Origin of the sequence: Arthrobacter sp. FW306-05-C (assembly GCF_021801725.1) — a bacterium.
Lineage (GTDB): Bacteria > Actinomycetota > Actinomycetes > Actinomycetales > Micrococcaceae > Arthrobacter.
This window is the reverse complement of record NZ_CP084556.1, coordinates 510,384-536,837: the sequence shown is the minus strand read 5'-3', so window position 1 is coordinate 536,837 and position 26,454 is coordinate 510,384. Positions and strand designations below refer to the sequence as shown.

Genomic DNA, 26,454 nt, shown 5'->3' with positions numbered 1-26,454 from the left:
CCCGGTCAGGTGGCGGGTACCGCCTGGGCCAGGCCAAGCTGGGGAGCCCCGGCGGGGGCCGGGGCAGAGCCGGCTCCCACCTGGACGTTCACCCAGGTCTTGATGCCGTTGCTGCCAAGGCTCAGCCGTGAGAGGTAGGAGCCTTCCGCGAGTCCAGTCCAGTTCAGCGTGGCCGAGGTGGCGGTTCCGTTCGGTGCCACGATGGGGTTCGGGTTCACCGTAAGGTTCCCCGCGTCACCGGCGAAGCTCACCGCCTGCACCGAAGCAGTGGCCGGCCCGTTGTCCGGTGTGGCGTACAGGTTGGCCACCACGTAGTAGGTTCCGGCACGCGGCGATTCGATGTCCAGGAATTCACTGGCAGACGCCGTGGCCACCTGGGTGGCCGTCAGCCCGCCGGAACCGTTGGGTGTGTAGACCACCATGTCCCAGTCGACGTCGTTCGACTGCGCCTGGATGCCCAGCCGGGCAAACGAGGCGCCCGCGGGCACCTTCACCTGGAGCAGGGCGTTGTGCGCGTCATTGGTCGGCGCGTACTCGCCCGGCGTCTTGGTGACGGCGGTCTGGCTCAGCGGTGCAAGGCCCTCCACGCCTACGGCGATGGGGCTGTCCGAACCGGACACCAGTTCCATGGTGCCGCTGCCGGTGCCGGTGGGGGAGCTGAACGAGAACGAAGGGGCAATCTGGGCATCAACCGGGCGGACTGCGATCGGTGAGCTCACCGTCCGCGGCCCCTTCCAGGTGAGGCTTCCGGTGCTGAACTTGCCCACGGGTGCACTGACGTTGCGGATGGTCACGGTCACTTCGCGGGTCTGGCCCGCCTTGGCGAAGTTCAGGGCCTTGGGTTCCACATTGACGTTGAAGCCAGGCATGTTCACCTCGGGCCGGTACATGCCCGGCACCAGCGCAGTCAGCTTGCGCTTCACTTGGACCTCCCCCACCAGACTGCCCAAGGCAATGGAGGGAACGTTGAGGTCGCGGGCAGCGATGGAGCCTGCCTGCGGAGCACCGGTGTCCACGCCCTGGCCGTTGAGGAAGCCGAGCCAGTCCTGGATGCCGGAGTCGTACACCAGGCCTGGGTCGAGGACCCTGGTGGAATCGATGTGCCCGGCACCGCCCTGGAACGGGTCGGTGTTGGGCGAGCCATCGGCATTGACCAGCGGGTACGCCGTGGTCATCATGGCGGACTTGACCATGGCGGGGGTCCACTTGGGCTGCTTGCCCAGGACCAGGGCGCCGAAACCGGCGATGTGGGGTGCGGCCATCGAAGTGCCGGACATGAATCCGAACTGGTCACCGTGGTTGCCGATGGTGGAGACCCCGGCCAGGACGTTGACGCCCGGCGCGGAGATGTCCGGCTTCAGCAGGTCACCGCCTGAGGCGAGGGTGGGTCCGCGTGACGAGAAGCCTGCGATCTGGGGCGCCGGAGCCGGGGGCAGACCCGTCAGGTCGCCCTTGACCAGGCTGACGGTCAGCGCCGGGTTGGCTTCCAGCTTGGACTTCAGTTCCAGGCTCTTGGGGGCGTTGACGTGGACCGTGGGGATGACGTGGTTGTCCGCGTCCTCGGAGCTGCTGGTGAGGTTCACCAGGATCATGCCCACGCCGCCCTTGTCCATAACCTCCTTGCTCTTGGCAGTCCGGTCCACCACGCCGCGGTCGCAGACCACGACCTTTCCGGCCACCTTTGCGGCGTCAAGGGTTCCCGGACCGCACAGGTTGGGATTCGCGGCGCCGGGAGCGGCGGCTGCAGCGGCGACAATAACGGGCTTGTCAGCCACCTCGGACTTCATGATGGAGGCGCCGCGGTACAGCGAGCCGTCGGATACCTTGACTGTGCCCTGCAGGTCGCTGGGGAAGGTGGAAGCGGCCACCGTGGTCAGCCACGGCGACGCGTGGTTCACGGTGGAGGCCGTGGGGCCGGAGTTTCCAGCGGAAGCCGAGACGAAAATTCCTGCGGCTGCAGCGTTCAGGAAGGCCAGCGCGACAGGATCGGTGGTGCTGTTGTTGTTTCCTGAAATGGAGTAGTTCAGGACGTCGACGCCGTCCTTGATGGCTGCTTCCACAGCCTCAACCGAAGCCGAGGAGTAGCAGCCGCCGGTGTCCGGATTGGTGTCCTCCCAGCAGACCTTGTACACGGAGACCTTGGCGGCCGGGGCAACACCTGAACTCTTGCCGAAGCTGGCCCCGTCAATGACCTGCTCGATGTTGGCGTTGCCGGCTGCCGTGGTGGCGGTGTGGGTGCCGTGGCTGCCGACGTCCACGGGGGAGATCTGCTCTTCCGGGGCCCGGTTCCCCGGTGCAACGTACTGAAGGAAGGAATCGGCGAAGTATCGGGCACCGATGACCTTGGAGTTGCAGAGCGATCCGTCGAAGCCTGCCCCGGTCCCCTCACCCTTTTGGCATTCACCCTCGAAGGTGGTGCCGTCTGCCTTGAGCATGGCGATCTTGCCGTCAGCGGTGCGATAGGGAACACCGACCTGCGGGCTGCCCTGCAGCGGCTTCAGCGCTTCGCCCTGCAGGAAGGGGTTGTCGGGTGCGTAGCCGGAGTCGATGACGCCCACCACCACGCCCTTGCCGGCGTTGGCTTGTCCACCGAACTGCGTGGCCCAGGAACCATCGGGACCGGTGAGCTTGAGGAAGTCGGTGGTGGTGTAGTCCGGCTTGTTTTCAACATCCGGTGCGACCACCAGGACGCGACTGTCCTTGGACAACGCCGAAGCCTGCGCCGCGGTCAGCTCCGCACTGAACCCGTTCAGGGCTGCGGTGTACTGCTTGGCCGGAGTGACTCCCTGGGCGGCCGCAACATCACGCTGCTGCTTACGCAGGTGGGCGTCGTAGGCCTTGTAGTTGGGGCTGCCGGCGTCGAGCTTCCTGCCTTGCTGGGGCTTGGTTGCACCCAGCCCGGCAGTTCCCCCTTCATACGCGGCAGCAGCGGGTCCGGCCAGCACCACGATGTACCGGCCGTCCTTGAACTGACTGTCCTTTGCGCTGGAGGAAGCATTGCCCCCTCCCTGGCCGCCAGGGGCCGCCGAAGCGGGGCCCACAGCCAGCGAGCTGAGGATAAGGGGCAACCCGACGGCCAGCGCGGCCGCCTTCCGGAGTCCCCCAGCCCGCAAGGGGCTCTTTCCAGTTGATTTCACGTGCAACCCTTTCACGATGTGCCGCCCAGACTTGGTGGGCGCCCCCGAACGACTGGCACTGCAGAGGGAATTACAGGTTTTGTAATTTGCTGAGACCAGACTGTTCACAGAGTACAGACTGAGAGCGGGATATGACATAGAGCACATTTGAAAAATTTTCGCTTGTCACACGCGTTGTACTGCCAGTCCCTGCGCGTGAAAAAGGGCGCCCCGAAGGACGCCCTGACGAGTTAGGAGCCGGGAGGCGGACTAGTGGCGCGGAGTCCGCACCACCTCGCTGATCCACTGCCTGGTCTTTTCATCCACCGGGCCGGCCATCCGCGTCTCGCGGGCCAATCTGTCCGCCTTGATCTTCTGGAAGACCATCCTGCCCAGGCCGGCGAACACCGCCGCGGCAACCACGGGCAACAACACGGACTTTGAATTCTCAGCCATCCAGCAATCCTAATGAAGGCCTTCGGGCAACTCCAGACCACCCTTGGCCGCGGAGCGGGATCCGGCGCCCCACGCGGCGTTCCTGCCCCCCCCAATCCGCCGAATACAAAGGGACGCGCCCGGGCCGGTAGAATGATAGGGCAAGCTCGCGGAGCGCCCGACCTCATGGTGAACCAATGCAGGTGACCCCTTGTCCCCAACACCCTGGTACGGCGTGAGACGGCACCACTCCGCTGCGCCCTTACCCAAGCTCACGCACAGGAGTTACCGGATGCCCCGGATCGTTGTTGACGTCATGCCCAAGCCCGAGATTCTGGACCCGCAGGGGAAGGCAATCGTTGGCGCTCTCCCCCGGCTGGGCTTCACCAGTTTCAGCTCTGTCCGCCAGGGCAAGCGCTTCGAACTGACGGTCGACGGCGAGGTGACCGAGGAAATCCTGGCCCAGGCCCGCGATGCCGCAGAAACCCTCCTGTCCAACCCCGTGATCGAAGACGTCGTCAACGTCGAGGTCGTCGAGGCCTGAGATGAGTGAACTTCCCCTGATCGGCGAGGCTGTCGCCGTCGCGGCGGAGCCGCGCCTCGCTGGCGCCCGGATCGGCGTCGTTACCTTCCCCGGCACCCTGGACGACCGGGATGCTGCCCGCGCCGTCCGCCTGGCCGGTGCCACCGCCGTCGAACTTTGGCATGGCGACGCCGAACTTGGCGACGTGGACGCCGTCATCATCCCCGGTGGATTCTCCTATGGCGACTACCTCCGGGCCGGCGCCATTGCCCGCTTCGCACCGCTGATGTCAAAGATCATCGACGCCGCAAACTCTGACGCCAAGCTGCCCGTCCTCGGCATCTGCAACGGATTCCAGATCCTCACCGAGTCGCACCTGCTGCCCGGTTCGATGATCAAGAACGACCACCTGAAATTCCTCTGCCGCGACCAGGTACTCCGCGTGGAGAACAGCAACACGGCCTGGACCCTGGATTACCAGGCGGGGCAGGAAATCACCATCCCGCTGAAGAACCAGGACGGCCAGTACATCGCGGATGAGGAGACGCTGGACGCCCTTGAGGCCGAGGGCCGCGTGGTGTTCCGTTACGTCGGCTTCAACCCGAACGGGTCCCGCCGCGACATCGCCGGCATCTCCAACGCGGCCGGCAACGTGGTGGGCCTCATGCCGCACCCCGAACACGCCGTGGAGCCGGGCTTCGGCCCCGAGTCGCTCGATGGCATCGGTGGTTCCGACACCGATGGCCTGGGCTTCTTCACCTCCGTACTGAACAAGATTGTGGGAGGCGACAAGTGACCACCGAAACCACCAAGAAGTTCAATATCGACACCGTCGAGAACGCTGCCAAGACCCCGGACACCGAGCTGCCCTGGGCCGAGCTGGGCCTGAAGCAGAACGAGTTCGACGAGATCGTCAAGGTCCTGGGCCGCCGCCCCACCGGCGCCGAGCTGGCCATGTACTCCGTCATGTGGAGCGAGCACTGCTCGTACAAGTCCTCCAAGAACCACCTGCGCCAGTTCGGCCAGAAGGTCACCGAGGAAATGAAGAAAGACATGCTGGTGGGCATCGGCGAAAACGCCGGCGTGACCAACCTGGGGGACGGCTGGGCCGTGACCTTCAAGATCGAATCGCACAACTCGCCGTCGTTCGTTGAGCCCTACCAGGGTGCCGCGACCGGCATCGGCGGAATCGTCCGCGACATCATCTCCATGGGTGCCCGCCCCGTGGCCGTCATGGATCCGCTGCGCTTCGGCGCCATCGACCACCCGGATACCGCCCGCGTCATGCATGGAGCCGTGGCCGGAATCGGCGGCTACGGCAACTCCCTGGGCCTGCCCAACATCGGCGGCGAGATGGTGTTCGACTCCGTCTACCAGGGCAACCCGCTGGTCAACGCCCTGGCCGTGGGCGTCATGCGCCATGAGGACATCCGCCTGGCCAACGCGTCAGGCAAGGGCAACAAGGTGGTCCTGTTCGGTGCCCGCACGGGTGGCGACGGGATTGGCGGCGCGTCCGTTCTGGCCTCCGAGTCCTTCGACGACACCAAGCCGTCCAAGCGTCCCGCCGTCCAGGTGGGCGACCCGTTCGCCGAGAAGGTCCTCATTGAGTGCTGCCTGGAGCTCTTCAAGGGCTCCTTGGTGGAGGGTATCCAGGACCTGGGCGCGGCAGGCATCTCCTGCGCCACGTCAGAACTCGCATCCAATGGCGACGGCGGCATGCAGGTGGAACTGACCTCCGTCCTGCTGCGCGACCCCACGCTGACCCCGGGCGAGATCCTGATGTCCGAGTCGCAGGAACGCATGATGGCCGTGGTTACCCCGGAGAACGTGGAAGCGTTCGAGGCCGTCATGGACAAGTGGGCCGTGGAGTACTCCTGGCTGGGCGAGGTGACGGACACCGGCCGCCTCATCATCACCTGGGAAGGCGACGTGATTGTCGACGTCGATCCCCGCACCGTGGCGCACGACGGCCCGGTCTACGACCGCCCCTACGCCCGCCCCGAGTGGCAGGACGCCGTCCAGGCCGACACCTTCACCGGTTCAGTGCAGGACGCCGGCCGCCCGGCGGCTCCGGCTGAACTCGCCAAGGCCGTCACGGAGCTCGTGGCATCGCCGAACATGTGCTCCAAGTCCTGGATCACCAACCAGTACGACCGGTACGTGGGCGGCAACACCTCCATGGCATTCCCGGATGACGCCGGCGTGGTCCGCGTCGATGAGGAAACCGGGTTGGGCGTAGCCCTGGCCACCGACGCCAACGGCCGCTACACCTACCTGGATCCGTACCACGGCGCGCAGCTGGCGCTGGCCGAGGCGTACCGGAACGTTGCCACCGCGGGCGCCATCCCCATGGCCGTCAGCGACTGCCTGAACTTCGGCTCCCCTGAGGACCCGGACGTCATGTGGCAGCTGGCCGAAGCCATCCGCGGCCTGTCCGACGCCTGCATGGTGCTGGGCATCCCGGTCACCGGCGGCAACGTCTCGCTGTACAACCAGACAGGCACCACGCCCATCCACCCCTCCCCCGTGGTGGCAGTCCTGGGCAAGCTCGACGACGTCGCGCGCCGCACGCCGTCAGGCTGGCGCGAGGACGGCCAGGCCATCTACCTGCTGGGCACCACGGGTGCCGAGCTGGATGGTTCCGAATGGGCCAACATGCGCGGCCACCTGGGCGGCCAGCCGCCGAAGGTCGACCTCGAGGCCGAGCGCGCACTGGGTGAGATCCTGATCAATGCATCCCGCGACGGCATGATCGACGCCGCGCACGACCTGTCCGAAGGCGGCCTCGCGGCCGCCCTCGTGGAGTCCTCGCTGCGCTACGGCGTCGGTGCCCGGATCGCCCTGCAGGACATCATGGACCGGGACGGCGTGGACCTGTTCACGGCGCTCTTCTCCGAGTCCCAGGGCCGTGCCGTTGTAGGGGTTCCCCGCTCCGAGGAAGTCCGCTTCACGGACATGTGCACCGCCCGCGGCTTCGCCCACGCCCGCATCGGCGTGGTGGACGCCGCCAGCGGCAAACTGGAGATCAACGGTGTGGAGGGCCTGTCCCTGGACGCCCTCCGCGAAGCCCACGAAGGGACCCTGCCGAAGTACTTCGGCTGATCCCCACCCATCGACTGCTGCGTACTTGTCGTTTTGAACCGTCAGAACGACAAGTACGCAGCAATCGTTTTTAAGAGCCCCTTCGCCAGCCTGCCTGGGCCAGGGCGACCAGGACTTTGGCTGCGGCCGGCTTCGCATCGTTGACCATGTGCCGCTTGGAGATCCTGACCTCCGTCCACCCCAACGCGGCGTACCGTTCGGAGCGCGTTATGTCCCTGGCGATCTGGCATTCCTCGCCGTGGTGGTCGCCCTCGTACTCGATTCCGATCCTGTATTTGCGGTAGGAAAGGTCAGGCTCGTGATGCCTGCTGCCGTCCTCGGCAATGATCGGGACATTCAACTCGGGTTCGGGTAGGCCCGCGCGGACAATCGCGAGCCGGAGCAAGCTTTCCTGCGGTGAGTCCGATCCGACCCGAACGAGCGCCAGAGCTTCTTTCGCCTTCCGGATTCCCCGCTTTCCCCGGTGCCTGTCGATCGTCCGTTGCAGGTCCCTTATGCTGCACAGGGGCATGTCCCGGTCCTCAAACTCCGGCCTGGGCACGCGGACGCAGCTGTCCCCCATCGCCACGAGCTCGTCAACGGACAGCAGCTCGGCCATGTCGAGCCAGGTACGCGCCGGCGTCGTGACCGGAATGCCGTCACTTCTGATGATTTCGTCCTCATACACCTTCATGCGGTGCACGATGACGTGGGGCCTGTCCAGGTGGGCTGCGCCCTCTGGACGGATGAGGTGGTAGACGTCAGAGGTGTGGTCCTGGCGCCGCTGCGGCAGCGAATGGAGCTCTGCGGCCGTAACATGCGAGGCAGCACAAAGCTGGTTGACCTCAATGAATGGCCGGACCCGCGCGCCCAACGAAAGTCCCGCCGTCGTACCTTCCATCCGGATTCCCCGGCCGAAGCGCTCCAACGAATCGTGCCGCCAACGCCGCGGTGACAGGCCCGCATAAGCAGCGTCTGCAAAGGTGAAGGGGCGGCCGCGGAGTTCCTCCGGTAATGAGCGTGGCGTCTTCATCGGTCCATGACACCAGAACCAGGATTAGTGCCGCAGAAGTTATCCACACCCTTCATCGATTGCTGAGCAGGTGTCGTTTTGGCGCGTGAAAACGACAAATGCTCAGCAATCGATGGGGTGGGATCAGTCCTCGCTGTGCAGTTCCCGCTGGCGGACGCTGAGCAGCTCAATCTCCGGGCGGCCCGCCACGAAGCGTTCGACGGCGGACAGCACCTCCACGAGGTGCGCGCGGTCGGCTGCCACAAGCCCCGCACCAAGCTGCGTGCGCCGGTACTGGCTGTGGTCCCCCACCTCGGCCACTGAAATTTCGAAACGCCGCTTGAGTTCGGCCACGAGCGGCCGGACCACGGAACGTTTCTCCTTCAGGCTGTGCACGTCGCCAAGGAGGATGTCGAATTCGATCCAGCCGATCCACATGGCTTCATGCTATCGATTGCTCCGTATTTGTCGTTTGGGTGGCCCAAAACGACACATACGGAGCAATCGATGGGGGTTTAGATGGTGAGTTCGCCCATCAGGTCCCAGCCTTCGCCGTCGAGCTGGCGGCTGATGATCCTGGGCGTCTCGGCGAGGGCCTGGGGCATGTCAGCCATGGCCTTCTTGAAGTGGTCGCTGTTCACGTGGTCACCGGCGGCGTCGTCTTTGAAGGCTTCCACGAGGACGTATTCATTGGGATCGTCCAGGCTTCGGGACCAGTCGAACCAGAGGTTGCCGGGCTCCTGCCGCGTTTCCTTGGTGAAATCAGCTACGAGATCGGGCCAGCGCTCCGCCCACTCGGGCTTGACCTTGAATTTTACGACGATAAAGATCACTGGGATTTTCCTTCCGCGGCGAGACTGCGTGCTCCTTCAATGTACCGGGAAGTAACGTAGCGCTGCGTCGCCCGGGTGACCGGGCCGCCGGCGGCATAGAACCAGTTGGAGGGCTTGCTGAAGGCCCGGATCCTCAACCACACCTCGCCTTGGTTGTTGATCTCCACCTCAAACGATTCCTCCCCGCGGGCCGGGTGTCCTGGCAGCGTCCCGTATCCGAAGCCGGCGGACTGGGGAACACCGTCAGGGGCCGGCTCGTGGACCCACACCACCTGGCAGGGTGCGGGCAGACGGAAGGATCCGACGCCGAATCCGCTCACCACGCGGGCCCCGGCCACGGCCCGCGGCGAATCTGCGCGGACCCGAAGTCCTGCCCGCCGCTGCAGTTCCCAGCCCAGGATGCCGTCCGCCACGCGCCGGTAAACGTCCAGCCCGCTGCCCAGCCGTGCTTCCTCAAGGACGCGGTCATAACCTTCGGGCGCCCTGCCCTGCTCGGTGCCACCCATCCCCGGGTACCCGAGCTCGCCCGGCACCCGTCCCTCTTCACTCATTGCCGCCTGCCCTCCCGAGGCGTGCCCACCCCAGTTGCTCCTGTTGCTTCCGGCTCAAGCCTGCCACCACCAGGTCATACGAGTCCTCCACCATGTCCCGGACCATGCCGTCCGGCAGCGAGCCGTCAAGGCGGACGCCGTTCCAGTGGGTCTTGTTCATGTGCCACGCGCCGGTGATCGCGGGGTGCACTGCGCGCAGCTGGACGGCCAGGGCCGGTTCGCACTTCAGGTTCACATAGAAGTCGGCCTGGTCCATGGATGACAGGGCAAACAATTTGGCCTCGTGGCGGGCCCCGCCGGCGATGTGCGCACGCACCTTGAACACCGCGGTCTCCGGACCAAACGGATAATCCTCAAAGGCGCCTGGAAAGCTCAGGCAGATTTCCCGCAGGGCAGTTGGGTCCATAAAGGAAGCCTATAAAGCAGGCCTGCACGGTGCTAGTGTGCGAGGATGGCACGTGACCAGGGAGCAATACCTGTTCTGGATTTGAGTTCCGCACGGCAGCCTTACGGGGCTTTCCGCCCTGAGTTTATTGAGCAGTTGCGGCATGCCACCCACGATGTTGGGTTCTTCCAAATCACCGGATACGGCGGCCGGCCCGGCCAAGCCGAAGAACTCCTGGACCTGATCCGGCGCTTCTTCGACCTGCCGCTTGAGGAACGGATGAAGCTGGACAACCGCCTCTCCCCGCACTTCCGCGGTTACACCCGCATGGGCACGGAGGTGACCCAGGGCCGGGCAGACGCCCGTGAGCAAATTGACTATTCACCGGAGCGGGAGCCGGTCAGGGATTATCCGGACGACCAGCCCTACTGGCTGCTGCAGGGACCCAACCTGTGGCCGGATGAAACCCTGCCAGAGCTGAAGACTGCCGCCATGGAGTGGGCGGACCTGATGTCCGGGGTGGGGATGGAGCTGCTGCGGGCCATTGCTGTTTCCCTGCAGCTGCCCGAGGACTACTTCGACGAGCCCTTCCGGGATTCACCGGCATGGATGGGCAAGCTGGTGCACTACGTGGGCGGTGTGGTGGAGGCCGCCGGAGACCAAGGCGTGGGCTCGCATGCGGACTACGGCTTCGTGACCCTCCTGCTGCAGGATGAGGTGGGCGGCCTTGAAGTGCTGCCGCCCGGAACCACCGAGTGGCTGCCGGTGGAACCCCTCGCCGGAGCCCTGGTGGTGAACCTTGGCGAGATGCTCGAAGTCGCCACCGAGGGGTACCTGGCAGCGACCATCCACCGCGTGCAGGCGCCCCCGCCGGGCGTTGACCGCTACTCGGTGCCGTTCTTCTGGTCGCCGGGACTGGACGCGGTGATCGACCCCGTGCCGCTGGCCCCGGAATTGAAAGCAGCCGCCCGGGGGATCACCGACGATCCCGCCAACCCGCTTCTGGCGTCCTTCGGCATGAACATGCTCAAGGGCAGGATGCGGGCGCACCCGGACGTCACCGAGCAGCACTATCCGGAGTTGCTGCGGCGCCAGGGTTGATGGCCACCTACGCTGGGACTCCGGACGTTAGAGGCTGTACTTCCACGCGAGCTGTGCGGGGCAGGCATTCATGACAACGTCCAGCCCCGCGGCCTTGGCGCGCTCCGCCGCTGCCTCGTCGATAACCCCCAGCTGGAGCCAAACAGCTTTCGCCCCCGCGGCAATAGCCTGGTCCACCACGCTGCCCACCTTCTGTGAGTTCACGAAGCAATCCACGACGTCGATGGGCCGCTTTTCCGCCGGAATGTCACCGAGGGTGCGGTACCCGGTTTCGCCGTGGACAGCGTCGCCGGGCAGGTTCACCGGGATGATTTCCTTGCCCAGCCTGTCGCGAATGAACAGCGACACATCATAGGCGGCCCGCCACTCATTGGTACTCAGGCCAACGATGGCCCAACGCCCCTTGGTTCGCATGAGGCGTTCGATGACTGCAGGATCGTTCGTGTGGCCCATGGGATTAGCCTACGCTCTGCCCGGAGTAGCAGCCTGGATCGAATAAAAGAATGATCCTTCTCCGAACATGCGGCTGTGAACGAATATTACGCACCTAAACGCGAGAGTTTGCTCTCGACGATTCAGTGCGCTGTAGTGGTTCTTGACCATCCCGAGCGGCCGAGAGACCTGGATCGATGACGCCGCAGCAACCCTGGTCGCCGGACGCTCCCCAACAGCCCCGGCGATAGCAAGGATTGCAGCCGTGGGTACCGGAACTGACCACTCCGGCGAGGCTGCCTCCGTAGGGTGCTACTGCCAGGACCGATGGAGTGATCCTATGACCGCAGTTTTGTCGTCCCGGCCTGCCGGGACGAACCCCGCCCATGCGCCTGCCCTCCCCGTATCGTTCAGGAACCTGCGCCGCACTTTCGGGGCCGGCACCGCAGCCCACACCGTCCTCCGGGACGTGACCTTCGATGTGGCAGCCGGAGAAGTGCTGGCCATCCTGGGACCCTCGGGTTGCGGAAAGTCCACGCTCCTGCGCGCCACGGCAGGCCTGGACTTCCCGAGCGCCGGTTCCGTCGTCATTGAGGACACCCCGGTCCACGGCATCGATCCCCGGTGCGCCTTCGCCTTCCAGGAACCCCGGCTGCTGCCCTGGCACACCCTGCAGGCCAACGTGGCCATCGGCCTGCCCACCGGATGCAGTGCCAAGGAAGGCAAGGCAAAGGTAGCCCGCCTGCTGGAACTGGTGGGGCTGGAGAAATTCGCCAAGCACCGCCCCCGCGAGGTGTCCGGCGGCATGGCGCAGCGCGCCTCCCTGGCAAGGGCACTGGCCCGGAATCCCGGCGTCCTGCTGCTTGATGAACCCTTCGGGGCCCTGGATGCCCTCACCCGGATCAAGATGCAGGACTTGCTCCTGGACATCCACCGGGCAGAGCCCACCACCGTCCTGCTGGTCACCCACGACGTGGATGAAGCCCTGCAGCTCGCAGACCGAATCATCGTCCTCGGCCCCGACTCCGCCGGGCAGGGTGCAACCATCGTCAGGACCGTCCAGGTGCCCGGCAGCCGGCCACGTGAACGCGCCTCAGCCGAACTCGCCCTCATGCGCAGCTCACTCCTGGAAACGCTGGGCGTCGACGGGCACTGAAGGCTCCTGACGAGGAGCCGCTGGCACCCCTAAAGCCTTCACCTGCCCCCGGTGGCCCACGCCGCCGTCGGACCTTACCGCCTGGCGGGCGCAGCCTGGCCTCCCCCGTTCCACACCGCACAATTCCGCACCGTTCCATCCCGCTTTCGAAGGAAACCAATGCCGCACGCATCGCCCATCTCCCGCCGTTCAGTCCTTGGCGCAGCAGCCCTGGCCGTCTCCACGGTCCTGGCACTCACCGGATGCGTAGCTGGGGAAGGTTCCTCCGGCAGCGCGGCCGCAGCCGGCAGCAGCAAGGGCGGCGGCACCCTGAACATCGACTTCGCCACCTACAACCCGCTGAGCCTGGTCATCAAGAAGCAGGGGTGGCTCGAGGCCAGCCTCAAGGACCAGGGCGTCACCGTGAACTGGGTACAGTCCGCCGGGTCCAACAAAGCGAACGAGGCGCTGCGTTCCGGCGCGATCGACGTCGGTTCCACCGCCGGCTCCGCCGCCCTCCTGGCCCGGGCCAACGGCTCCGAAATCAAGACCATCGACATCTTCTCGCAGCCCGAGTGGGCGGCCCTGGTCGCACCGGCCGGCTCAGACATCAAGTCCGTGGCCGACCTCAAGGGCAAGTCCATCGCCGCCACCAAGGGCACCGACCCCTACTTCTTCCTCCTGCAGTCACTGGAGCAGGCCGGACTGAAGCCCGGCGACGTGACGGTCCAGAACCTGCAGCACGCCGACGGCCGCACCGCCTTGGAGAACGGCTCGGTCCAGGCCTGGTCCGGGCTGGACCCGATCATGGCGGGAGCGGAGCAGAAGGGTGCCAAGCTCTTCTACCGCAACCTGGACTTCAACACCTACGGCTTCCTCAACGCCACCGAATCCTTCCTGAAGAACAAGCCGGAACTGGCACAGGCCGTGGTAAACGCCTACGAAAAGGCCCGCGCCTGGGCCGCACAGAACCCGGACCAGACCGCCCAGATCCTGGCCGACGTGGCCGGTCTGGACCTCCCCGTGGCCAAGACCGTGGTCCTGGAGCGCAGCAACCTGGACGTCAACCCGGCACCGGGTGACGCCCAGCGCAAAGTACTGGAGAAGATCGGCCCCACCTTCGTGGAGACCGGCGACGTCAAGACGCAGAAGCAGATTGACGACGCCGTGGCCTCCCTTCTCGACGACTCGCTGGTGAAGAAGGCTGACCCGTCAGCCATCAAGGCCTCCTGATGAGCTACCCAGGAGAGCCATACACCACCGGCGCAAGTGTTGCGGATGGACGTGCTGCAGCCGCCACCGCAACCTCGGCAGACGCCGCCCAGCCGGGCGCCGCCACGGCACCCGCTCCGGCACCGGGATGGTCTCCCGCCGGAGTCCTTTCCAGGAACTGGGCGCGTCTGCCCCTTGGCCTGATCATTCCGGCGGCCCTGCTGGCAGCGTGGCAACTTGCCTCCACCAGCGGGATGTTCACCGTGGTCCAGCTCCCCCCGCCGGCCATGGTGCTGTCCGCTGCGGGCGAGCTCGTGGACCGCGGTGAGCTGTGGACCCACATCGCTATCTCCACCCAACGGGTCCTGATCGGATTCCTGGTGGGCGCAGCCCTGGGCCTGGTCCTCGGCGCAACCGTGGGACTTTCCAAAATCGCCGACGCCCTGCTGGCACCCATCATCGGCGCACTCCGGGCAGTACCCTCGCTGGCCTGGGTGCCGCTGCTGATCCTGTGGATGAAGATCGGCGAGGACTCCAAGGTCACGCTCATCATCATCGGCGCCTTCTTCCCGGTGTTCACCACCGTCTCCCTGGCGCTGCGCCACGTGGACCGCAACCTGGTGGAGGCCGCCCGGGCCTTCGGGCTCAAGGGGATCCGGCTGCTGACCACCGTGCAGCTGCCCGCCGTCGTCCCCGCCGTGTTCTCCGGCCTGCGCCTGGCCCTTGCCCAGGCATGGCTGTTCCTGGTGGCGGCTGAGCTGATCGCGTCCTCCATGGGACTGGGCTTCCTCTTGATCGACTCGCAGAACAACGGCCGCACAGACCGTCTGCTCCTGGCCATCGTGATGCTGGCCGTGATTGGAAAGATTACCGACGCCCTGCTGGGCCTGGCCGAAAAATGGGCGGTGAAACGATGGGCGTGAGCACCACCGAAACGTTGGACCAGAGCACTGGGGTGCACCCGGACAACGTTGCTTTCTGGGAGCAGCAGGCGCTGCGCCTGGACTGGGACACCCGCTGGCACACCGCTCACCGCTGGGTCCCGGCAGACCCGGAGGCGGGCCGCGGCCCGGAGATCACGTGGTTCGAGGGCGGCAAGCTCAACGTGGCCGCCAACTGCGTGGACCGCCACGTGGCGGCAGGCCGGGGCAACAAGGTGGCACTCCACTTCGAAGGGGAGCCGGGCGACCGCCGGTCCATCACCTACGCCGAACTCCAGCGCGAGGTGTCCAAGGCAGCCAACGCGCTCCTGGCCCTAGGCATCACCAAGAGCGACCGCGTAGTCATCTACCTCCCCGTCATCCCCGAAACCATCATCATCACCCTGGCCGTGGCCCGCATCGGCGCCATCCACTCCCTGGTCTTCGGCGGCTTCTCCGCGGAGGCACTGAAGTTCCGGGTGGAGGACACCCGCGCCAAGCTGTTGGTGACCACTGACGGCCAGTTCCGGCGCGGCACAGCCGTTCCCGTCAAGGACAACGCCGACGCCGCGGTAGCCGGCGAGAACGCGATCGAACACGTCCTGGTGGTCAACCGCACCACCCCGGCCGCCGACCTGGCAACCGTCCCCATGACCGAGGGCCGCGACCTTTGGTGGCACGACGTCGTCGACACCGCCGCGGACGTCCACGAGCCGGAGGCCTTCGACGCCGAGACGCCGCTGTTCATCATGTACACCTCCGGCACCACCGGCAAACCCAAGGGCCTGGTGCATACCTCCGGCGGTTACCTCACGCAGGCGTCCTGGAGCTTCGAGCACCTGTTCAGCAACCCGGACCCGACCCTCCGGGATGAGGACGTGCACTGGTGCACCGCCGACCTCGCCTGGGTCACCGCCCACACGTATGAGATCTACGGCCCGCTGTCCAACGGCGTCACCCAGGTGATCTTCGAGGGCACGCCCAACACTCCCCATCCGGGCCGGCACTTCGAGATCATCGAGCGCTACGGCGTGACGCAGTACTACACCGCGCCCACGCTGGTCCGTTCCCTGATGGGCTGGTTCCCCGACGGCGTGCCGGACACCTACGACCTCTCCTCCATCCGCCTGCTGGGCACCGTGGGCGAGGCTGTCAATCCCGAGGCCTGGCGTTGGCTGCGGGAGAACGTGGGCGCGGGCACAGCGCCGGTTGTGGACACCTGGTGGCAGTCCGAGACCGGCGCCACCATTCTCTCCCCCGCCCCCACGGACACCAGCTTCAAGCCGGGTTGCGCGGCCCGTCCGCTGCCCGGCGTCAGCACCAGGATCGTGGACGACGGCGGCGCCACCGTTGCGCCGGGCGTCCAGGGGTACATCGTGGTTGACTCCCCCGGGCCCGCCATCGCGCGGACCGTCTGGGGGAACGCGCGCCGCTACTTCGATTCCTACTGGAGCAAGTACGCGGACCAGGGCTGGTTCCTGGCCGGCGACGGCGCCAAGTACGATTCCGACGGCGACATCTGGATCCTGGGCCGGGTGGATGACACCCTCAACGTCTCAGGCCACCTGCTCTCCACTATCGAGATCGAGTCCGCCCTGGTCTCGCACCCGGACGTGGTGGAGGCAGGCGTCTGCCCGGTGGCGGACCCGAAGACCGGCCATGCCGTGGTCGCCTTCGTCGTCCCCACCCGCCCCCTCCCCTCGCAAGCTCGGGCAGGGAACCCTGCGGGCGTGGGCCCATCCAGCGCCGCCGCCTTCGCTGAGGACCTCCGCAACCACGTTGCAAAGGAGATCGGCCCCATCGCCAAGCCGCGTGACGTCGTCGTGGTCCCTGACGTCCCCAAGACGCGCAGCGGCAAGATCATGCGCCGGCTGCTTACCCAGCTGTTCGAAGGAACACCGCTGGGCGACACCACCTCACTCCAGAACGAGCCGGCCATCGCCGGCATCCAGGAAGTCCTGCAGCAGCGGGCCCTACCGAAGGAAGAATCATGACAGACATCAGCAACGTCGCACGTCTCTCCGAACCGCTCAAGTTCGCCTACTGGGTGCCCAATGTCTCCGGCGGCCTGGTGGTATCCACCATCGAACAGCGCACCGGCTGGGACTTCGACTACAACAAGAAGCTGGCGCGCATCGCCGAGGAGTCCGGGTTCGAGTACGCCCTGACCCAGACCCGCTACGCCGCCTCCTACGGAGCGGACAAGCAGCACGAGGCCACCTCGTTCAGCCTGGCCCTGCTCGCCGCCACGGAGCGCCTCAAGGTGATCGCCGCCGTCCACCCGGGCATGTGGCACCCCGGTGTCCTGGCGAAGTACATCATCACCGCGGACCACATCTCCAACGGCCGCGCTGCTGTCAACATCGTTTCCGGCTGGCTGAAGAGCGAGTTCACCAACTTTGGCCTGGAGTGGCTGGAACACGACGAGCGCTACGTCCGCACCGAGGAATTCATCAACGTCCTGCGCGGCCTGTGGACCGAGCAGGAGTACAGCCAGTCCGGCAAGTACTACAACATCACCGACTTCACCCTGAACCCCGCCCCGGTCAACGTTCCCGGCCGCGCCCACCCCGAGATCTTCTTCGGCGGCAATTCGACGGCGGCCCAGGCCACCGCGGGCCGGGTGGCGGACTGGTACTTCTCCAACGGCAAGGACCTGGAGGGTTTCAAGGAGAACATCGCCGGTGTTGTCGCCTCGGCCGGCGAGGCCCGGCGCGGCACCGAAGGGCAGCTCGCCGCTCCGAGGTTCGGCCTGAACGGTTTCGTTATTGCCCGCGACTCCGAGAAGGAGGCCCGGGACACCCTGCGCGAGATCGTCGAGAAGGCACACAAGCCCGCCGTCCAGGGGTTCCGCGACGCGGTGCAGGAGGCCGGGGCGTCCACCAAGGACGGCAAAGGCATGTGGGCCGACTCCACGTTTGAGGACCTGATCCAGTACAACGACGGGTTCAAGACCCAGCTGATCGGTACCCCGGAGCAGATCGCCGAGCGGATCGTCGAGTACAAGAAGATCGGCGTGAACCTCTTCCTCACCTGCTACCTGCACTTCCAGGAGGAGGTGGCGGCGTTCGGCCGGGACATCCTGCCGATCGTCCGCGAACTGGAAGCGGACCTGGCCCGCAAGAACGGCACCGAGCTCGTCCCCACCCGCCCCCTAACCTCGCAAGCTCGGCCAGGGAACCCTGCGGGCGTGGGCCCATCCAGCACCCCGGTTGCTGCCGAGGCGGTGGCTGTCTAATGGCTGAGCGTACTTTCGGTTTCCGCACCCGCGCCCTGCACGCCGGCGGCACCCCGGACGCCGAGCACGGCGCCCGCGCGGTCCCCATTTACCAGACCACGTCCTTCGTCTTCAAGGACACCAACGACGCCGCCAACCTGTTCGCCCTGCAGAAGTACGGCAACATCTACTCCCGCATCGGCAACCCCACGGTGGCGGCGTTCGAGGAGCGCATCGCGTCCCTGGAAGGCGGCATCGGAGCGGTAGCGACGTCGTCAGGCATGGCCGCGGAGTTCATCACCTTCGCCGCGCTCACCCAGGCGGGCGACCACATCGTGGCCGCCTCCCAGCTGTACGGCGGCACGGTGACACAGCTGGACGTGACCCTGCGCCGGTTCGGCGTGGACACCACGTTCGTCCCCGGCACGGACCCGGCGGACTATGCCGCGGCTGTCCAGGACAACACCAAGGCGATCTTCGTCGAGGTGGTGGCCAACCCGTCGTCGGAAGTCCAGGACCTTGCCGCCCTGGCCAAGGTGGCGCACGACGCCGGCATCCCCCTAGTGGTCGACGCCACCTTGAGCACGCCGTACCTCGTGCGGCCCATCGAGCACGGCGCCGACATCGTGATCCACTCCGCCACGAAGTTCCTGGGCGGCCACGGCACCACGCTCGGCGGCGTGGTGGTGGAAAGCGGCCGCTTCAACTGGGGCAACGGCAAGTTCCCCACCATGACCGAGCCCGTGGCTTCCTACGGAAACGTCTCCTGGTGGGGCAACTTCGGCGAGTACGGCTTCCTCACCAAGCTCCGCTCGGAGCAGCTGCGCGACATCGGCCCTGCCCTGTCGCCGCAGTCGGCGTTCCAGCTGCTCCAGGGCGTCGAAACCCTGCCGCAGCGGCTCGACGAGCACTTGAAGAACGCCCAGGCCGTGGCCGAGTGGCTGGAAAACGATGACCGGGTGGCCTATGTCAACTACTCCGGGCTGCCGTCGCACCCACACTTCGAACGGGCGCGGAAGTACCTGCCGCACGGCCCCGGCTCGGTCTTCTCCTTTGGAGTCAAGGGCGGGCGCGCTGCCGGCCAGAAGTTCATCGAGTCGCTGCAGCTGGCCTCGCACCTTGCCAACGTGGGTGACTCCCGTACCCTGGTGATCCACCCCGGCTCCACCACCCACCAGCAGCTCAGCGCGGCACAGCTGGAATCCGCCGGCGTGCCGGAGGACCTGGTCCGCATCTCCGTGGGCCTGGAGGACATCGAGGACATCCTGTGGGACCTGGACCAGGCACTCACCGAGGCGTCCAAAGCGGTGCCCGGAGCCGTCGCTGAAGAACCCGCAGAAGCCTGCACGATCGGAGCAAACGCATGAGCACCGCCGAACGTACCTGGACGGGCCCGTCAGCACCGGAACGGCTCTCCCTGCTCCGGCAGGCGAAGTCCATCGCGATTGTTGGCGCGTCGGACAAGCCGTCACGGGCCAGCTACTTCGTGGCCACCTACCTGCTGTCATCCACGCGCTACAAGGTGTACTTCGTCAACCCCGTGGTCAAGGAGATCCTGGGACAGCCCACCTACGCGTCGCTGGCGGACCTGCCGGAAAGCCCGGACATCGTTGACGTGTTCCGCAAGCACGACGACCTTCCCGGCGTCCTCGATGAGGCAGTGGCCGCGGGCGCCAAGACGCTCTGGCTGCAGCTGGGGTCCTGGCATGAAGGCGTGGCGGCAGACGCAGAAGCCGCCGGGCTCAACGTGGTGATGGACCGCTGCGTGAAGATCGAACATGCGCGCTTCCATGGCGGGCTCCACCTGGCCGGTTTCGATACTGGCGTGGTTTCCTCCAAGCGCCAGGTCCTGGCGTGAAGCTTCCGCTCGAATGAGAACAGCGGGCCCGTTTCAACGGGCCCGCTGTTCTTTTTAACGGCTATTTGGCCGGGGAGGCGCCCTTCTGGGCGTTGCCCGGGCTTCCGCCCTGTGACTGGCCCTGTGCTGGCTGCCCGGCATTACCAGTGGAGCCTGCCGACTTCTGGGCCCCGGCACCGGCGGTCCCCGGGACCCCGGCCGAGCTGTTGCCTGCCGGCGGTTCAGCTTTCCCCGCTCCTGGCGGGCTTGGCGCTACTGCCGTTCCTTCGGCCCCGGCCGATCCGGCGGTGTCCTTGCCGCCGCCGGCTCCATTGTCCTGTGCAGCTGCCCCCGACGCACCCTTATCCCCGGTCGCACCGCACTTCGCTGTACCTGTTTCGGATTCATGCCTTACCGGGCCGGTGCATGGCGGGAGGTTGGTGCGGCCGGACAGGCCTGCGTGGCCTCGCAGGAGGCGTGACGCCAAATTTGCGGCGTCGGCAGGCCCGGCAGGAGCAGCGGAAGAAGCCGTCTCCCCGTCTGCCGCCATTTTGGGGGCACCGTGACCCGCGCCGGCGGCCCCGGCACCGTCCCCGGTGGCTGACGCGTCAGCGGCGGGCCGGCTCCACGGAACCCACTCCTCCAGCACTTGCTCCATGCTGCTGCCGTCCGGGGTGGTGGTGCCGGCAGCAACTCCGCCAACACCGAGTCCCATCCCGGCAACCAGTACCAGACCGAGCGCCGTGGGGCGATGGCGGCGACGGCGGCGGGCGAGTTCGTCGTGCCGCTGGTCACGGGGCTGCTCGTGCGGCAGCTCAGCAGTCGGCTCATCCGAATCAGGCACTTCAGCCGTTGGCGGCACACCCGCAGCAAGCAAGGCGGCCAGCTCCCCGGTGGGCGCGGGGACGGGCAGCGATGCCATGGTGCCGAGCGAGAGCAGCACGTCACGAAGTTCCGCGTCCTGGCCGCAGCCTGCGTCCTGAAGCACGTCGTCCACAAGGGTGGCGAGGTTATCCGAGGCGGATGTCATGGCGTGAGATACTCCTTCACTGCCTTAAGTTCCCGGAGTTTGAGCAAGGCGCGCCGCTGCAGTTGTTTTACCGCTCCGGCGCTCTTATCCATGGCTTCCGCCGTCTGTTCTATCGAAAGGCCGCCCACCAGCCGAAGCGACAGCACTTCCCGCTGGTCCTGGGGCAGTCCGTCCAGCAGCCCAAGGACTTCCCGGGGCGAGATGCGGTGCAGGGCTTCATTCTCCGCAGAGGTATCTTCGCGCTGATCGAGTTCGGGCTCGAAAGACAGCTTGACTGGAGTCCGGCTTTGGCGGCGGTAGTCATCCACCATCCGGGCGTGGGCAACGGAGAAGATGAACGTACGCAGCCCGGCTTCTCCTCCGTGGACGGTGTTGAGCCTGGGCAGCACCGAAAGGAATACTTCCTGCATGGCGGCCTCCGGATCCTCGACTCCCCGGGCCGTGAGATAGCCCAGTACCTGTGATGCGTATGTCTTGTAGACGAGGCTGAAGGCAGCGGTCCCGGAAACTGGCTGGTCCGGAGCCTCGTCTGTCTGTGCATCGGTCACTGACGTAGTGCTTTCCGTCAAAGAGGGTGTTGGCAAGGCAAGCGCTCAGTACATCCGGAACGCTGGCCCCACTCTACCCTTCGGTAACCACCCCGCCGGAACCGCCACGGCCCCGTGGACGGGCCAGTGCGGGGTCACGCCGGGGGAAGCTACACGTTGGGAAAGACAAAAGAGCCGGTCTGGAACGTGATGGGGGACAGGTTCCAGACCGGCACTTCATAGGGGTAATCGCCGACGCTGCCGGGAGGGTTACGCGTTTTCAAAAAAACTTCCAAAATTTTTTCAACGGACTGCTGCCCTGGTCCACCGCGGGGTGGCCGCCTGCCGCCGGGGCGCCTTCGCCGGCGCGAAAGCATGCACCCTGGCGGGCATGCGCTCTTCGGCGCAAACAGGTGCGACGACGGCAGGCGGCTCAGCGGCACCGGCGGCAGCAGCCGCAGCGGGCGGGATTGCCGGGGTTGCGGCCCCGGGACGGGTCAGGGCTCCCGCGGGGCACAGGTCGGTGACCAGGCCGGTGCCGGCACATTCGCGTACCGCGGCGATCCCGGCTGCCACCGACGCTTTGTCCTCGTAGGGTCCCGAGACCGCGATCACTCCCCCGTCAGCAGCCAGGAGCCGGAACCGGAAGAACAAATCAGCATCAATGAATGCTTCGAATTTTCCAGCCATGACGGTCCTTCCTTGGGCACCAAGGGTATTACCGAGTGTGGCTTCCCCACCATCCGCCTCACAAGACCGGCCGCGTTAAGCCTGTGTAAATTGCTTCCCCACGCCAAAGCAAACGGCCAGCCACCTGCAAAGGTGGCCTGCCGCCGTCGTTATCCTGCGCTCTAAGCGCGGATTAGTCGTTGATGAGGTCGTTCACCACGATGGTCTGGTCCCGGTCCGGGCCCACGCCGATGGCGGAGAAGCGGGTGCCGGAGAGCTTCTCCAGCGCCAGCACGTAGTTCCGGGCGTTCTCCGGCAGGTCCGCAAGGGTGCGGGCGCCGGTGATGTCCTCGGTCCAGCCGTCGAAGTACTCGAAGATGGGCTTGGCGTGGTGGAACTCGGTCTGCGTCATGGGCATCTCATCGTGCCGAACGCCGTCCACGTCGTAGGCCACGCATACGGGGATCTGTTCGATGCCGGTGAGCACGTCCAGCTTGGTCACGAAGTAATCCGTGAAACCGTTCACGCGCGAGGCGTGGCGGGCCAGAACGGCGTCGTACCAGCCGCAGCGGCGCGGGCGCCCGGTGTTGACGCCGAATTCGCCGCCGGTCTTCTGCAGGTACATGCCCATCTCGTCGAAGAGTTCCGTGGGGAAAGGTCCGGCGCCAACGCGGGTGGTGTAGGCCTTGATGATGCCGATGGAGCGCGAAATCCGGGTGGGCCCGATGCCGGAGCCCACCGACGCGCCGCCGGCCGTGGGGTTGGAGGAGGTCACGAACGGGTAGGTGCCGTGGTCCACGTCCAGGAAGGTGGCCTGGCCGCCCTCCATCAACACCACTTTGCCCTCATCCAGGGCGGAGTTCAGGACCAGGGTGCTGTCGATGACCAGAGGGCGGAGCCGCTCGGCATAGGACAGGAAGTACTCCACGATCTCGTCCACCACCACGCTCCGGCGGTTGTAGACCTTGACCAGGAGCTCGTTCTTCTGGCGCAGCGAACCTTCCACCTTCTGGCGGAGGATGGATTCGTCGAAGACGTCCTGGACGCGGATGCCCAGCCGGGCCACCTTGTCCATGTAGGCGGGGCCGATGCCCCGGCCGGTGGTTCCGATGGCACGCTTGCCGAGGAAGCGTTCGGTCACCTTGTCCAGGACTTGGTGGTACGGGGCCACGAGGTGGGCATTGGCGGAGACGCGCAGTTTGGAGGTGTCTGCACCGCGGGCCTGGAGGCCGTCGATTTCCTGGAAGAGGGCCTCGAGGTTTACTACGCAGCCGTTGCCGATGATGGGAACGGCATTGGGGCTGAGGATGCCTGCCGGCAGCAGCTTGAGTTCGTACTTTTCACCGCCCACGACGACGGTGTGCCCGGCGTTGTTGCCGCCGTTGGGCTTGACGACGTAGTCAACACGGCCGCCGAGCAGGTCGGTGGCCTTGCCTTTTCCTTCGTCGCCCCACTGGGCTCCTACGATCACAATTGCTGGCATGGGATCCTCCCCCATTCGTTCGGGCTGCCGGGTTGCCACGAGGTGGCGGGCCATGCAGCACCGTTCATGAGAATGCCCCGAACATACCGGCCTTCACACAGCCGCAGCACGGCACGGCGAAGGAAGAGTTCCGGGGCTCTTACCACCCAAGTTTAGCCGATGGGGCACTTGGTCCTTTGTTGGCCCCGCCGCGGCCCGTCATGCGGGAAGGGCCGCGGCGGGCCTGGTCAGAACCGCCGCCGCGCTGCTATTCGTCCTCAGCCTCCCCGGCGGGCCGGGACGTCTGCTCGGCGAGGGTGTCCCAGAAGGAAATGTCGGCGTCGGCAATCGAACCGTCAGCAATGGCGGCGGCGGTGGACGTCAGCGTGGTGACCGTCTGCTTGATCAGATAGCCGTTGCTGCGCTGGCCCAGTGCGTAGCCGTCCAGGTAGTGGTCGGACATGCCGCGCATCTCGAAGAGCAAGGTGGCAATGCCGTATTCCACGGAGATGCCGTTGCGGCTGATGGTTTCGGCGCTGCCGCCCTGGTATTTGCCCAGGTGGCCCCAACCGGTGGAGTCGACGTTGTTGAAGACCACGGCGCCCAACTGCTTGGACTTTTCGACGACGGCCGGGTCGGCGTTGGGGGTGGTGGGGTACAGGATGGAGCCGGAAACCAGCTTGCCGTCGCGCTCCGCCCGGGTGCCCTGGTGGTGCAGGTCGATCATGTAGTCGATCCGGTACTTGCGCATCACGTTGTTGTGCAGCGCCTGGGTCTCCGGCTGGATCTTGGCCACGTGGTCGCGGTTCAGGTCCACGCCCTCGGCGTTGTAGCGGGTGAGGTGCCGGTCCCCCTTGGCGAGGTAGTTGTCCAGGGAGAAGTTCACGTCCCCCATGGCGCCGTCCGCGTTGAGCATGGGCACCACCAGGATGTTCGCGCCTTTGAGGATGTCCGCCGACTTGCCGGCGCCCAGGTGCTTGATGAACTCCATGGCGCCCTCGGTGGTGAGCTGTTCGTTGCCGTGCTGCTGGGTCAGGTAAAGGATGGTGGGCTTGGCCGGGTCCGAGATGTACTTGACCAGGTGGATGTCGCGGCCCTTGACGGTCTGGCCGATGACTTCCAGTTCCATGGCGGGCTGGCGGGCGTCCTGGTCCTTCAGGAAGGAAACCATCTGGTCATAAGTGGCCAGCTTTGTTGTGGTGATCTGTCCGTTGCCGTCATAGCTGGGGCCCTCGCCCACTGCATTTGCCAGCGGGGCCGGTCCCGCCACGACGGCGAGCGCCAGAACGCCGGAAAGGGCAAGGTTCCTGAGGTTTGCCAGGGGTTTGTTCACGGTGCATGACCTCTTCATTGAGTGCGGTGGTTCTTTGGGTCGAGTGGGTGGCAGCCGCCATGTCCCTCATTCGGCTGTGACAAGAAGCCAACCAAGCTGGACATAATCTGTCAATATACTGGACGAAACCTGTAAGGATGCAAACAGGAGCGCAGAAGTAAAAGAAGGCCTGCCTGGCGCGACACAAAGTGGACCGGACTTGCCCGCGTGGAGCGTCTCGATTTAAGTGGGAGGGAACCATCCGGAGCGGCCGAGAGACCTGGCTCGATGACGCCGCAGCAACCCCGGTCCGGCAGGATTCCTGCCGGCCGAAGGTGCTACTGCCAGGACCGATGGAAAGGAAGATTCCAGCATGTCACTGAACACCGACCACATCCGCGTCACCCACGCCGGTTCCCTGCCCCGCACCCCGGAACTCATCGCGGCGAACGCCGCCAAGGAAGCCGATGGCATCACCCCGGAATTCCTCCAACTGCTTGAGGCCTCCGTGGTGGACGTGGTGCAGCGCCAGAAGGACCTAGGCATCGACATCCCCAACGACGGCGAATACGGACACGCCATGTCCAGTTCCGTGGATTACGGTGCTTGGTGGAACTACTCCTTCGCACGCCTCGGCGGCTTGGAGCCCACCAATGTGGACCGCTGGGCCGAAGCCGGGGTCCGCCGCTCGTCACCCGGCCATGTGGTCCTGACGTCCTTCCCCGACCGCCGGGATCGGCAGGCGTTCAACGAGGCGTACAACGATCCTTCCTCCGGCATCCTCACCCACCGCAAGAGCGTCGCCCAGCCCAAGATCGCCGGGCCCCTGACCTACACCGGCCAGGATCTGGTGGCATCGGATATCAGGAACTTGAAGACCGGACTGGCCGCCGCAGGCCTCTCAGACGGTTTCGTGGCGTCCCTCTCCCCCGGCTCCTGCGCCAGGGTAGCCAACGAGTACTACAAGTCCGACGAGGAACTCGTCTACGCCTGCGCCGACGCCATGCGGGAGGAATACAAGGCGATCATCGACGCCGGGCTCACCGTGCAGCTCGATGACCCGTCCTTGGCCGAGAGCTGGGACCAGATCAACCCCGAGCCCTCCCTGGAGGACTACCTGAAGTTCATCCAACTGCGCATCGAGGCCACCAACTGGGCCCTCCGGGATCTCCCCCAGGAACAGATCCGGCTGCACGTCTGCTGGGGATCCTGGCATGGCCCGCACACCACGGACATCCCCTTCGCGGACATTATCGGCTCCGTGCTGCAGGTCAACGCCGGGGCGTACTCCTTCGAGGCCGCCAACGTGCGCCATGAACACGAATGGCGGGTCTGGGAGGACACCAAGCTGCCCGAGGGCAAGGTCATCATTCCGGGCGTCGTGTCGCATGCCACCAACGTGGTGGAGCACCCTGACCTGGTGGCGGACCGCATCGTGCGTTTCGCCGACGTGGTGGGCCGGGAGAACGTCATTGCCTCCACCGACTGCGGCCTGGGCGGCCGGGTGCACCCGCAGATCGCCTTCGCCAAGCTGGAAGCGCTGGGCGAGGGCGCCCGTCGGGCCACCAACCGGCTCTGGTAATCCGCTTGCCATCCGGGGCGCCGGCTGTTCCTTCCATCACCGGAAAGGGGCGGCCGGCGTTTCGCTTCCCGGGTCTTGCTAA

Annotated in this window: 25 protein-coding genes and 1 riboswitch; of the genes, 12 read left to right on the top strand and 13 right to left on the bottom strand. The window is 66.0% G+C overall.

Annotated elements, in window-relative coordinates:
- Positions 1 to 5: 5 nt before the first annotated feature.
- Positions 6 to 3,113 (bottom strand): S8 family serine peptidase, encoded by a 3,108-nt coding sequence (locus LFT44_RS02635; RefSeq protein ID WP_442863779.1) that lies wholly within the window; start codon positions 3,111 to 3,113, stop codon positions 6 to 8.
- A 273-nt stretch (positions 3,114 to 3,386) separates the two neighbouring features.
- On the bottom strand, positions 3,387 to 3,572 hold the full coding sequence (locus LFT44_RS02630) for a hypothetical protein (RefSeq protein ID WP_236800939.1): 186 nt from the start codon (positions 3,570 to 3,572) through the stop codon (positions 3,387 to 3,389).
- A 271-nt stretch (positions 3,573 to 3,843) separates the two neighbouring features.
- On the opposite strand from LFT44_RS02630, the gene purS reads away from it, so the two are divergent.
- Genes purS through purL form a run of 3 tightly spaced genes read left to right on the top strand, consistent with a single transcriptional unit; the run spans position 3,844 to position 7,176 of the window.
- Positions 3,844 to 4,095 carry a phosphoribosylformylglycinamidine synthase subunit PurS gene (gene purS, locus LFT44_RS02625; protein ID WP_015935902.1) on the top strand — a complete coding sequence of 84 codons (252 nt, stop codon included), beginning with the start codon at positions 3,844 to 3,846 and terminating at the stop codon, positions 4,093 to 4,095.
- Position 4,096: 1 nt separating this feature from the next.
- On the top strand, positions 4,097 to 4,870 hold the full coding sequence (purQ, locus tag LFT44_RS02620) for a phosphoribosylformylglycinamidine synthase subunit PurQ (protein ID WP_236800938.1): 774 nt from the start codon (positions 4,097 to 4,099) through the stop codon (positions 4,868 to 4,870).
- Positions 4,867 to 7,176: a phosphoribosylformylglycinamidine synthase subunit PurL gene (purL, locus tag LFT44_RS02615; RefSeq protein ID WP_236800937.1), complete on the top strand. Its 2,310-nt coding sequence runs from the start codon at positions 4,867 to 4,869 to the stop codon at positions 7,174 to 7,176. The genes purQ and purL overlap by 4 nt, the downstream gene beginning before the upstream one ends.
- Before the next feature lie 70 nt (positions 7,177 to 7,246).
- On the opposite strand, the gene LFT44_RS02610 is transcribed toward purL, so the two are convergent.
- The 5 genes from LFT44_RS02610 to LFT44_RS02590 all read right to left on the bottom strand — a co-directional run bounded on the left by LFT44_RS02610 (position 7,247) and on the right by LFT44_RS02590 (position 9,957).
- Positions 7,247 to 8,188, bottom strand: a complete 942-nt coding sequence (locus tag LFT44_RS02610; protein WP_236800936.1) for a hypothetical protein — start codon at positions 8,186 to 8,188, stop codon at positions 7,247 to 7,249.
- Positions 8,189 to 8,311: 123 nt separating this feature from the next.
- Positions 8,312 to 8,605, bottom strand: a complete 294-nt coding sequence (locus LFT44_RS02605; protein ID WP_236800935.1) for a DUF503 domain-containing protein — start codon at positions 8,603 to 8,605, stop codon at positions 8,312 to 8,314.
- A 77-nt stretch (positions 8,606 to 8,682) separates the two neighbouring features.
- Positions 8,683 to 9,000, bottom strand: coding sequence for a putative quinol monooxygenase (locus LFT44_RS02600; RefSeq protein ID WP_236800933.1), 318 nt, complete (start codon positions 8,998 to 9,000; stop codon positions 8,683 to 8,685).
- The gene (locus LFT44_RS02595; RefSeq protein ID WP_236800931.1) at positions 8,997 to 9,551 is read right to left on the bottom strand and encodes a DUF1990 family protein; all 555 of its coding nucleotides are present in this window, start codon (positions 9,549 to 9,551) and stop codon (positions 8,997 to 8,999) included. The genes LFT44_RS02600 and LFT44_RS02595 overlap by 4 nt, the downstream gene beginning before the upstream one ends.
- Positions 9,544 to 9,957, bottom strand: a complete 414-nt coding sequence (locus tag LFT44_RS02590; protein WP_236800929.1) for an MmcQ/YjbR family DNA-binding protein — start codon at positions 9,955 to 9,957, stop codon at positions 9,544 to 9,546. Before LFT44_RS02590 ends, LFT44_RS02595 begins: the two co-directional genes overlap by 8 nt.
- A 45-nt stretch (positions 9,958 to 10,002) precedes the next feature.
- On the opposite strand from LFT44_RS02590, the gene LFT44_RS02585 reads away from it, so the two are divergent.
- On the top strand, positions 10,003 to 11,037 hold the full coding sequence (locus LFT44_RS02585) for an isopenicillin N synthase family dioxygenase (RefSeq protein ID WP_236800927.1): 1,035 nt from the start codon (positions 10,003 to 10,005) through the stop codon (positions 11,035 to 11,037).
- A 27-nt stretch (positions 11,038 to 11,064) separates the two neighbouring features.
- Here LFT44_RS02585 and LFT44_RS02580 read toward each other — a convergent pair whose 3' ends face one another.
- Complete coding sequence (locus LFT44_RS02580; RefSeq protein WP_236800926.1) at positions 11,065 to 11,490, bottom strand: CoA-binding protein; 426 nt, start codon at positions 11,488 to 11,490, stop codon at positions 11,065 to 11,067.
- A gap of 319 nt (positions 11,491 to 11,809) precedes the next feature.
- On the opposite strand from LFT44_RS02580, the gene LFT44_RS02575 reads away from it, so the two are divergent.
- The 7 genes from LFT44_RS02575 (at position 11,810) to LFT44_RS02545 (ending at position 19,811) form a co-directional block, all read left to right on the top strand.
- Positions 11,810 to 12,625: an ABC transporter ATP-binding protein gene (locus LFT44_RS02575; RefSeq protein WP_236800925.1), complete on the top strand. Its 816-nt coding sequence runs from the start codon at positions 11,810 to 11,812 to the stop codon at positions 12,623 to 12,625.
- A 159-nt stretch (positions 12,626 to 12,784) separates the two neighbouring features.
- Entirely contained in the window at positions 12,785 to 13,837 is a 1,053-nt protein-coding gene (locus LFT44_RS02570) for an aliphatic sulfonate ABC transporter substrate-binding protein (protein ID WP_236800924.1), read from the top strand.
- Positions 13,837 to 14,739, top strand: a complete 903-nt coding sequence (locus LFT44_RS02565) for an ABC transporter permease (protein ID WP_236800923.1) — start codon at positions 13,837 to 13,839, stop codon at positions 14,737 to 14,739. The genes LFT44_RS02570 and LFT44_RS02565 overlap by 1 nt, the downstream gene beginning before the upstream one ends.
- Positions 14,730 to 16,730, top strand: coding sequence for an acetate--CoA ligase (gene acs, locus LFT44_RS02560; protein ID WP_236800922.1), 2,001 nt, complete (start codon positions 14,730 to 14,732; stop codon positions 16,728 to 16,730). The genes LFT44_RS02565 and acs overlap by 10 nt, the downstream gene beginning before the upstream one ends.
- Positions 16,727 to 17,974 carry a dimethylsulfone monooxygenase SfnG gene (gene sfnG / locus LFT44_RS02555; protein ID WP_236800920.1) on the top strand — a complete coding sequence of 416 codons (1,248 nt, stop codon included), beginning with the start codon at positions 16,727 to 16,729 and terminating at the stop codon, positions 17,972 to 17,974. Before acs ends, sfnG begins: the two co-directional genes overlap by 4 nt.
- Positions 17,974 to 19,320, top strand: coding sequence for an O-acetylhomoserine aminocarboxypropyltransferase/cysteine synthase family protein (locus LFT44_RS02550; protein ID WP_236800918.1), 1,347 nt, complete (start codon positions 17,974 to 17,976; stop codon positions 19,318 to 19,320). Before sfnG ends, LFT44_RS02550 begins: the two co-directional genes overlap by 1 nt.
- Entirely contained in the window at positions 19,317 to 19,811 is a 495-nt protein-coding gene (locus LFT44_RS02545; RefSeq protein ID WP_236800916.1) for a CoA-binding protein, read from the top strand. Before LFT44_RS02550 ends, LFT44_RS02545 begins: the two co-directional genes overlap by 4 nt.
- Before the next feature lie 61 nt (positions 19,812 to 19,872).
- Here the strand turns inward: LFT44_RS02545 and LFT44_RS02540 are convergent, their stop codons facing one another.
- The 5 genes from LFT44_RS02540 to LFT44_RS02520 all read right to left on the bottom strand — a co-directional run bounded on the left by LFT44_RS02540 (position 19,873) and on the right by LFT44_RS02520 (position 24,829).
- Positions 19,873 to 20,820 (bottom strand): hypothetical protein, encoded by a 948-nt coding sequence (locus LFT44_RS02540; protein WP_236800915.1) that lies wholly within the window; start codon positions 20,818 to 20,820, stop codon positions 19,873 to 19,875.
- A complete protein-coding gene (locus LFT44_RS02535) occupies positions 20,817 to 21,368 on the bottom strand; it encodes an RNA polymerase sigma factor (protein WP_236800914.1) in 552 nt (183 codons plus the stop codon). The genes LFT44_RS02540 and LFT44_RS02535 overlap by 4 nt, the downstream gene beginning before the upstream one ends.
- Before the next feature lie 282 nt (positions 21,369 to 21,650).
- The gene (locus LFT44_RS02530) at positions 21,651 to 22,037 is read right to left on the bottom strand and encodes a YegP family protein (RefSeq protein ID WP_236800913.1); all 387 of its coding nucleotides are present in this window, start codon (positions 22,035 to 22,037) and stop codon (positions 21,651 to 21,653) included.
- A gap of 172 nt (positions 22,038 to 22,209) precedes the next feature.
- A complete protein-coding gene (locus tag LFT44_RS02525) occupies positions 22,210 to 23,499 on the bottom strand; it encodes an adenylosuccinate synthase (RefSeq protein WP_142131297.1) in 1,290 nt (429 codons plus the stop codon).
- Positions 23,500 to 23,746: 247 nt separating this feature from the next.
- Positions 23,747 to 24,829 carry a M14 family zinc carboxypeptidase gene (locus tag LFT44_RS02520; RefSeq protein WP_236800912.1) on the bottom strand — a complete coding sequence of 361 codons (1,083 nt, stop codon included), beginning with the start codon at positions 24,827 to 24,829 and terminating at the stop codon, positions 23,747 to 23,749.
- Positions 24,830 to 25,045: 216 nt separating this feature from the next.
- Positions 25,046 to 25,150, top strand: a riboswitch (SAM riboswitch).
- Between the two features lie 13 nt (positions 25,151 to 25,163).
- Here LFT44_RS02520 and LFT44_RS02515 point away from each other — a divergent pair.
- Positions 25,164 to 26,372 carry a cobalamin-independent methionine synthase II family protein gene (locus LFT44_RS02515; protein WP_236800911.1) on the top strand — a complete coding sequence of 403 codons (1,209 nt, stop codon included), beginning with the start codon at positions 25,164 to 25,166 and terminating at the stop codon, positions 26,370 to 26,372.
- Positions 26,373 to 26,454: the final 82 nt, after the last annotated feature.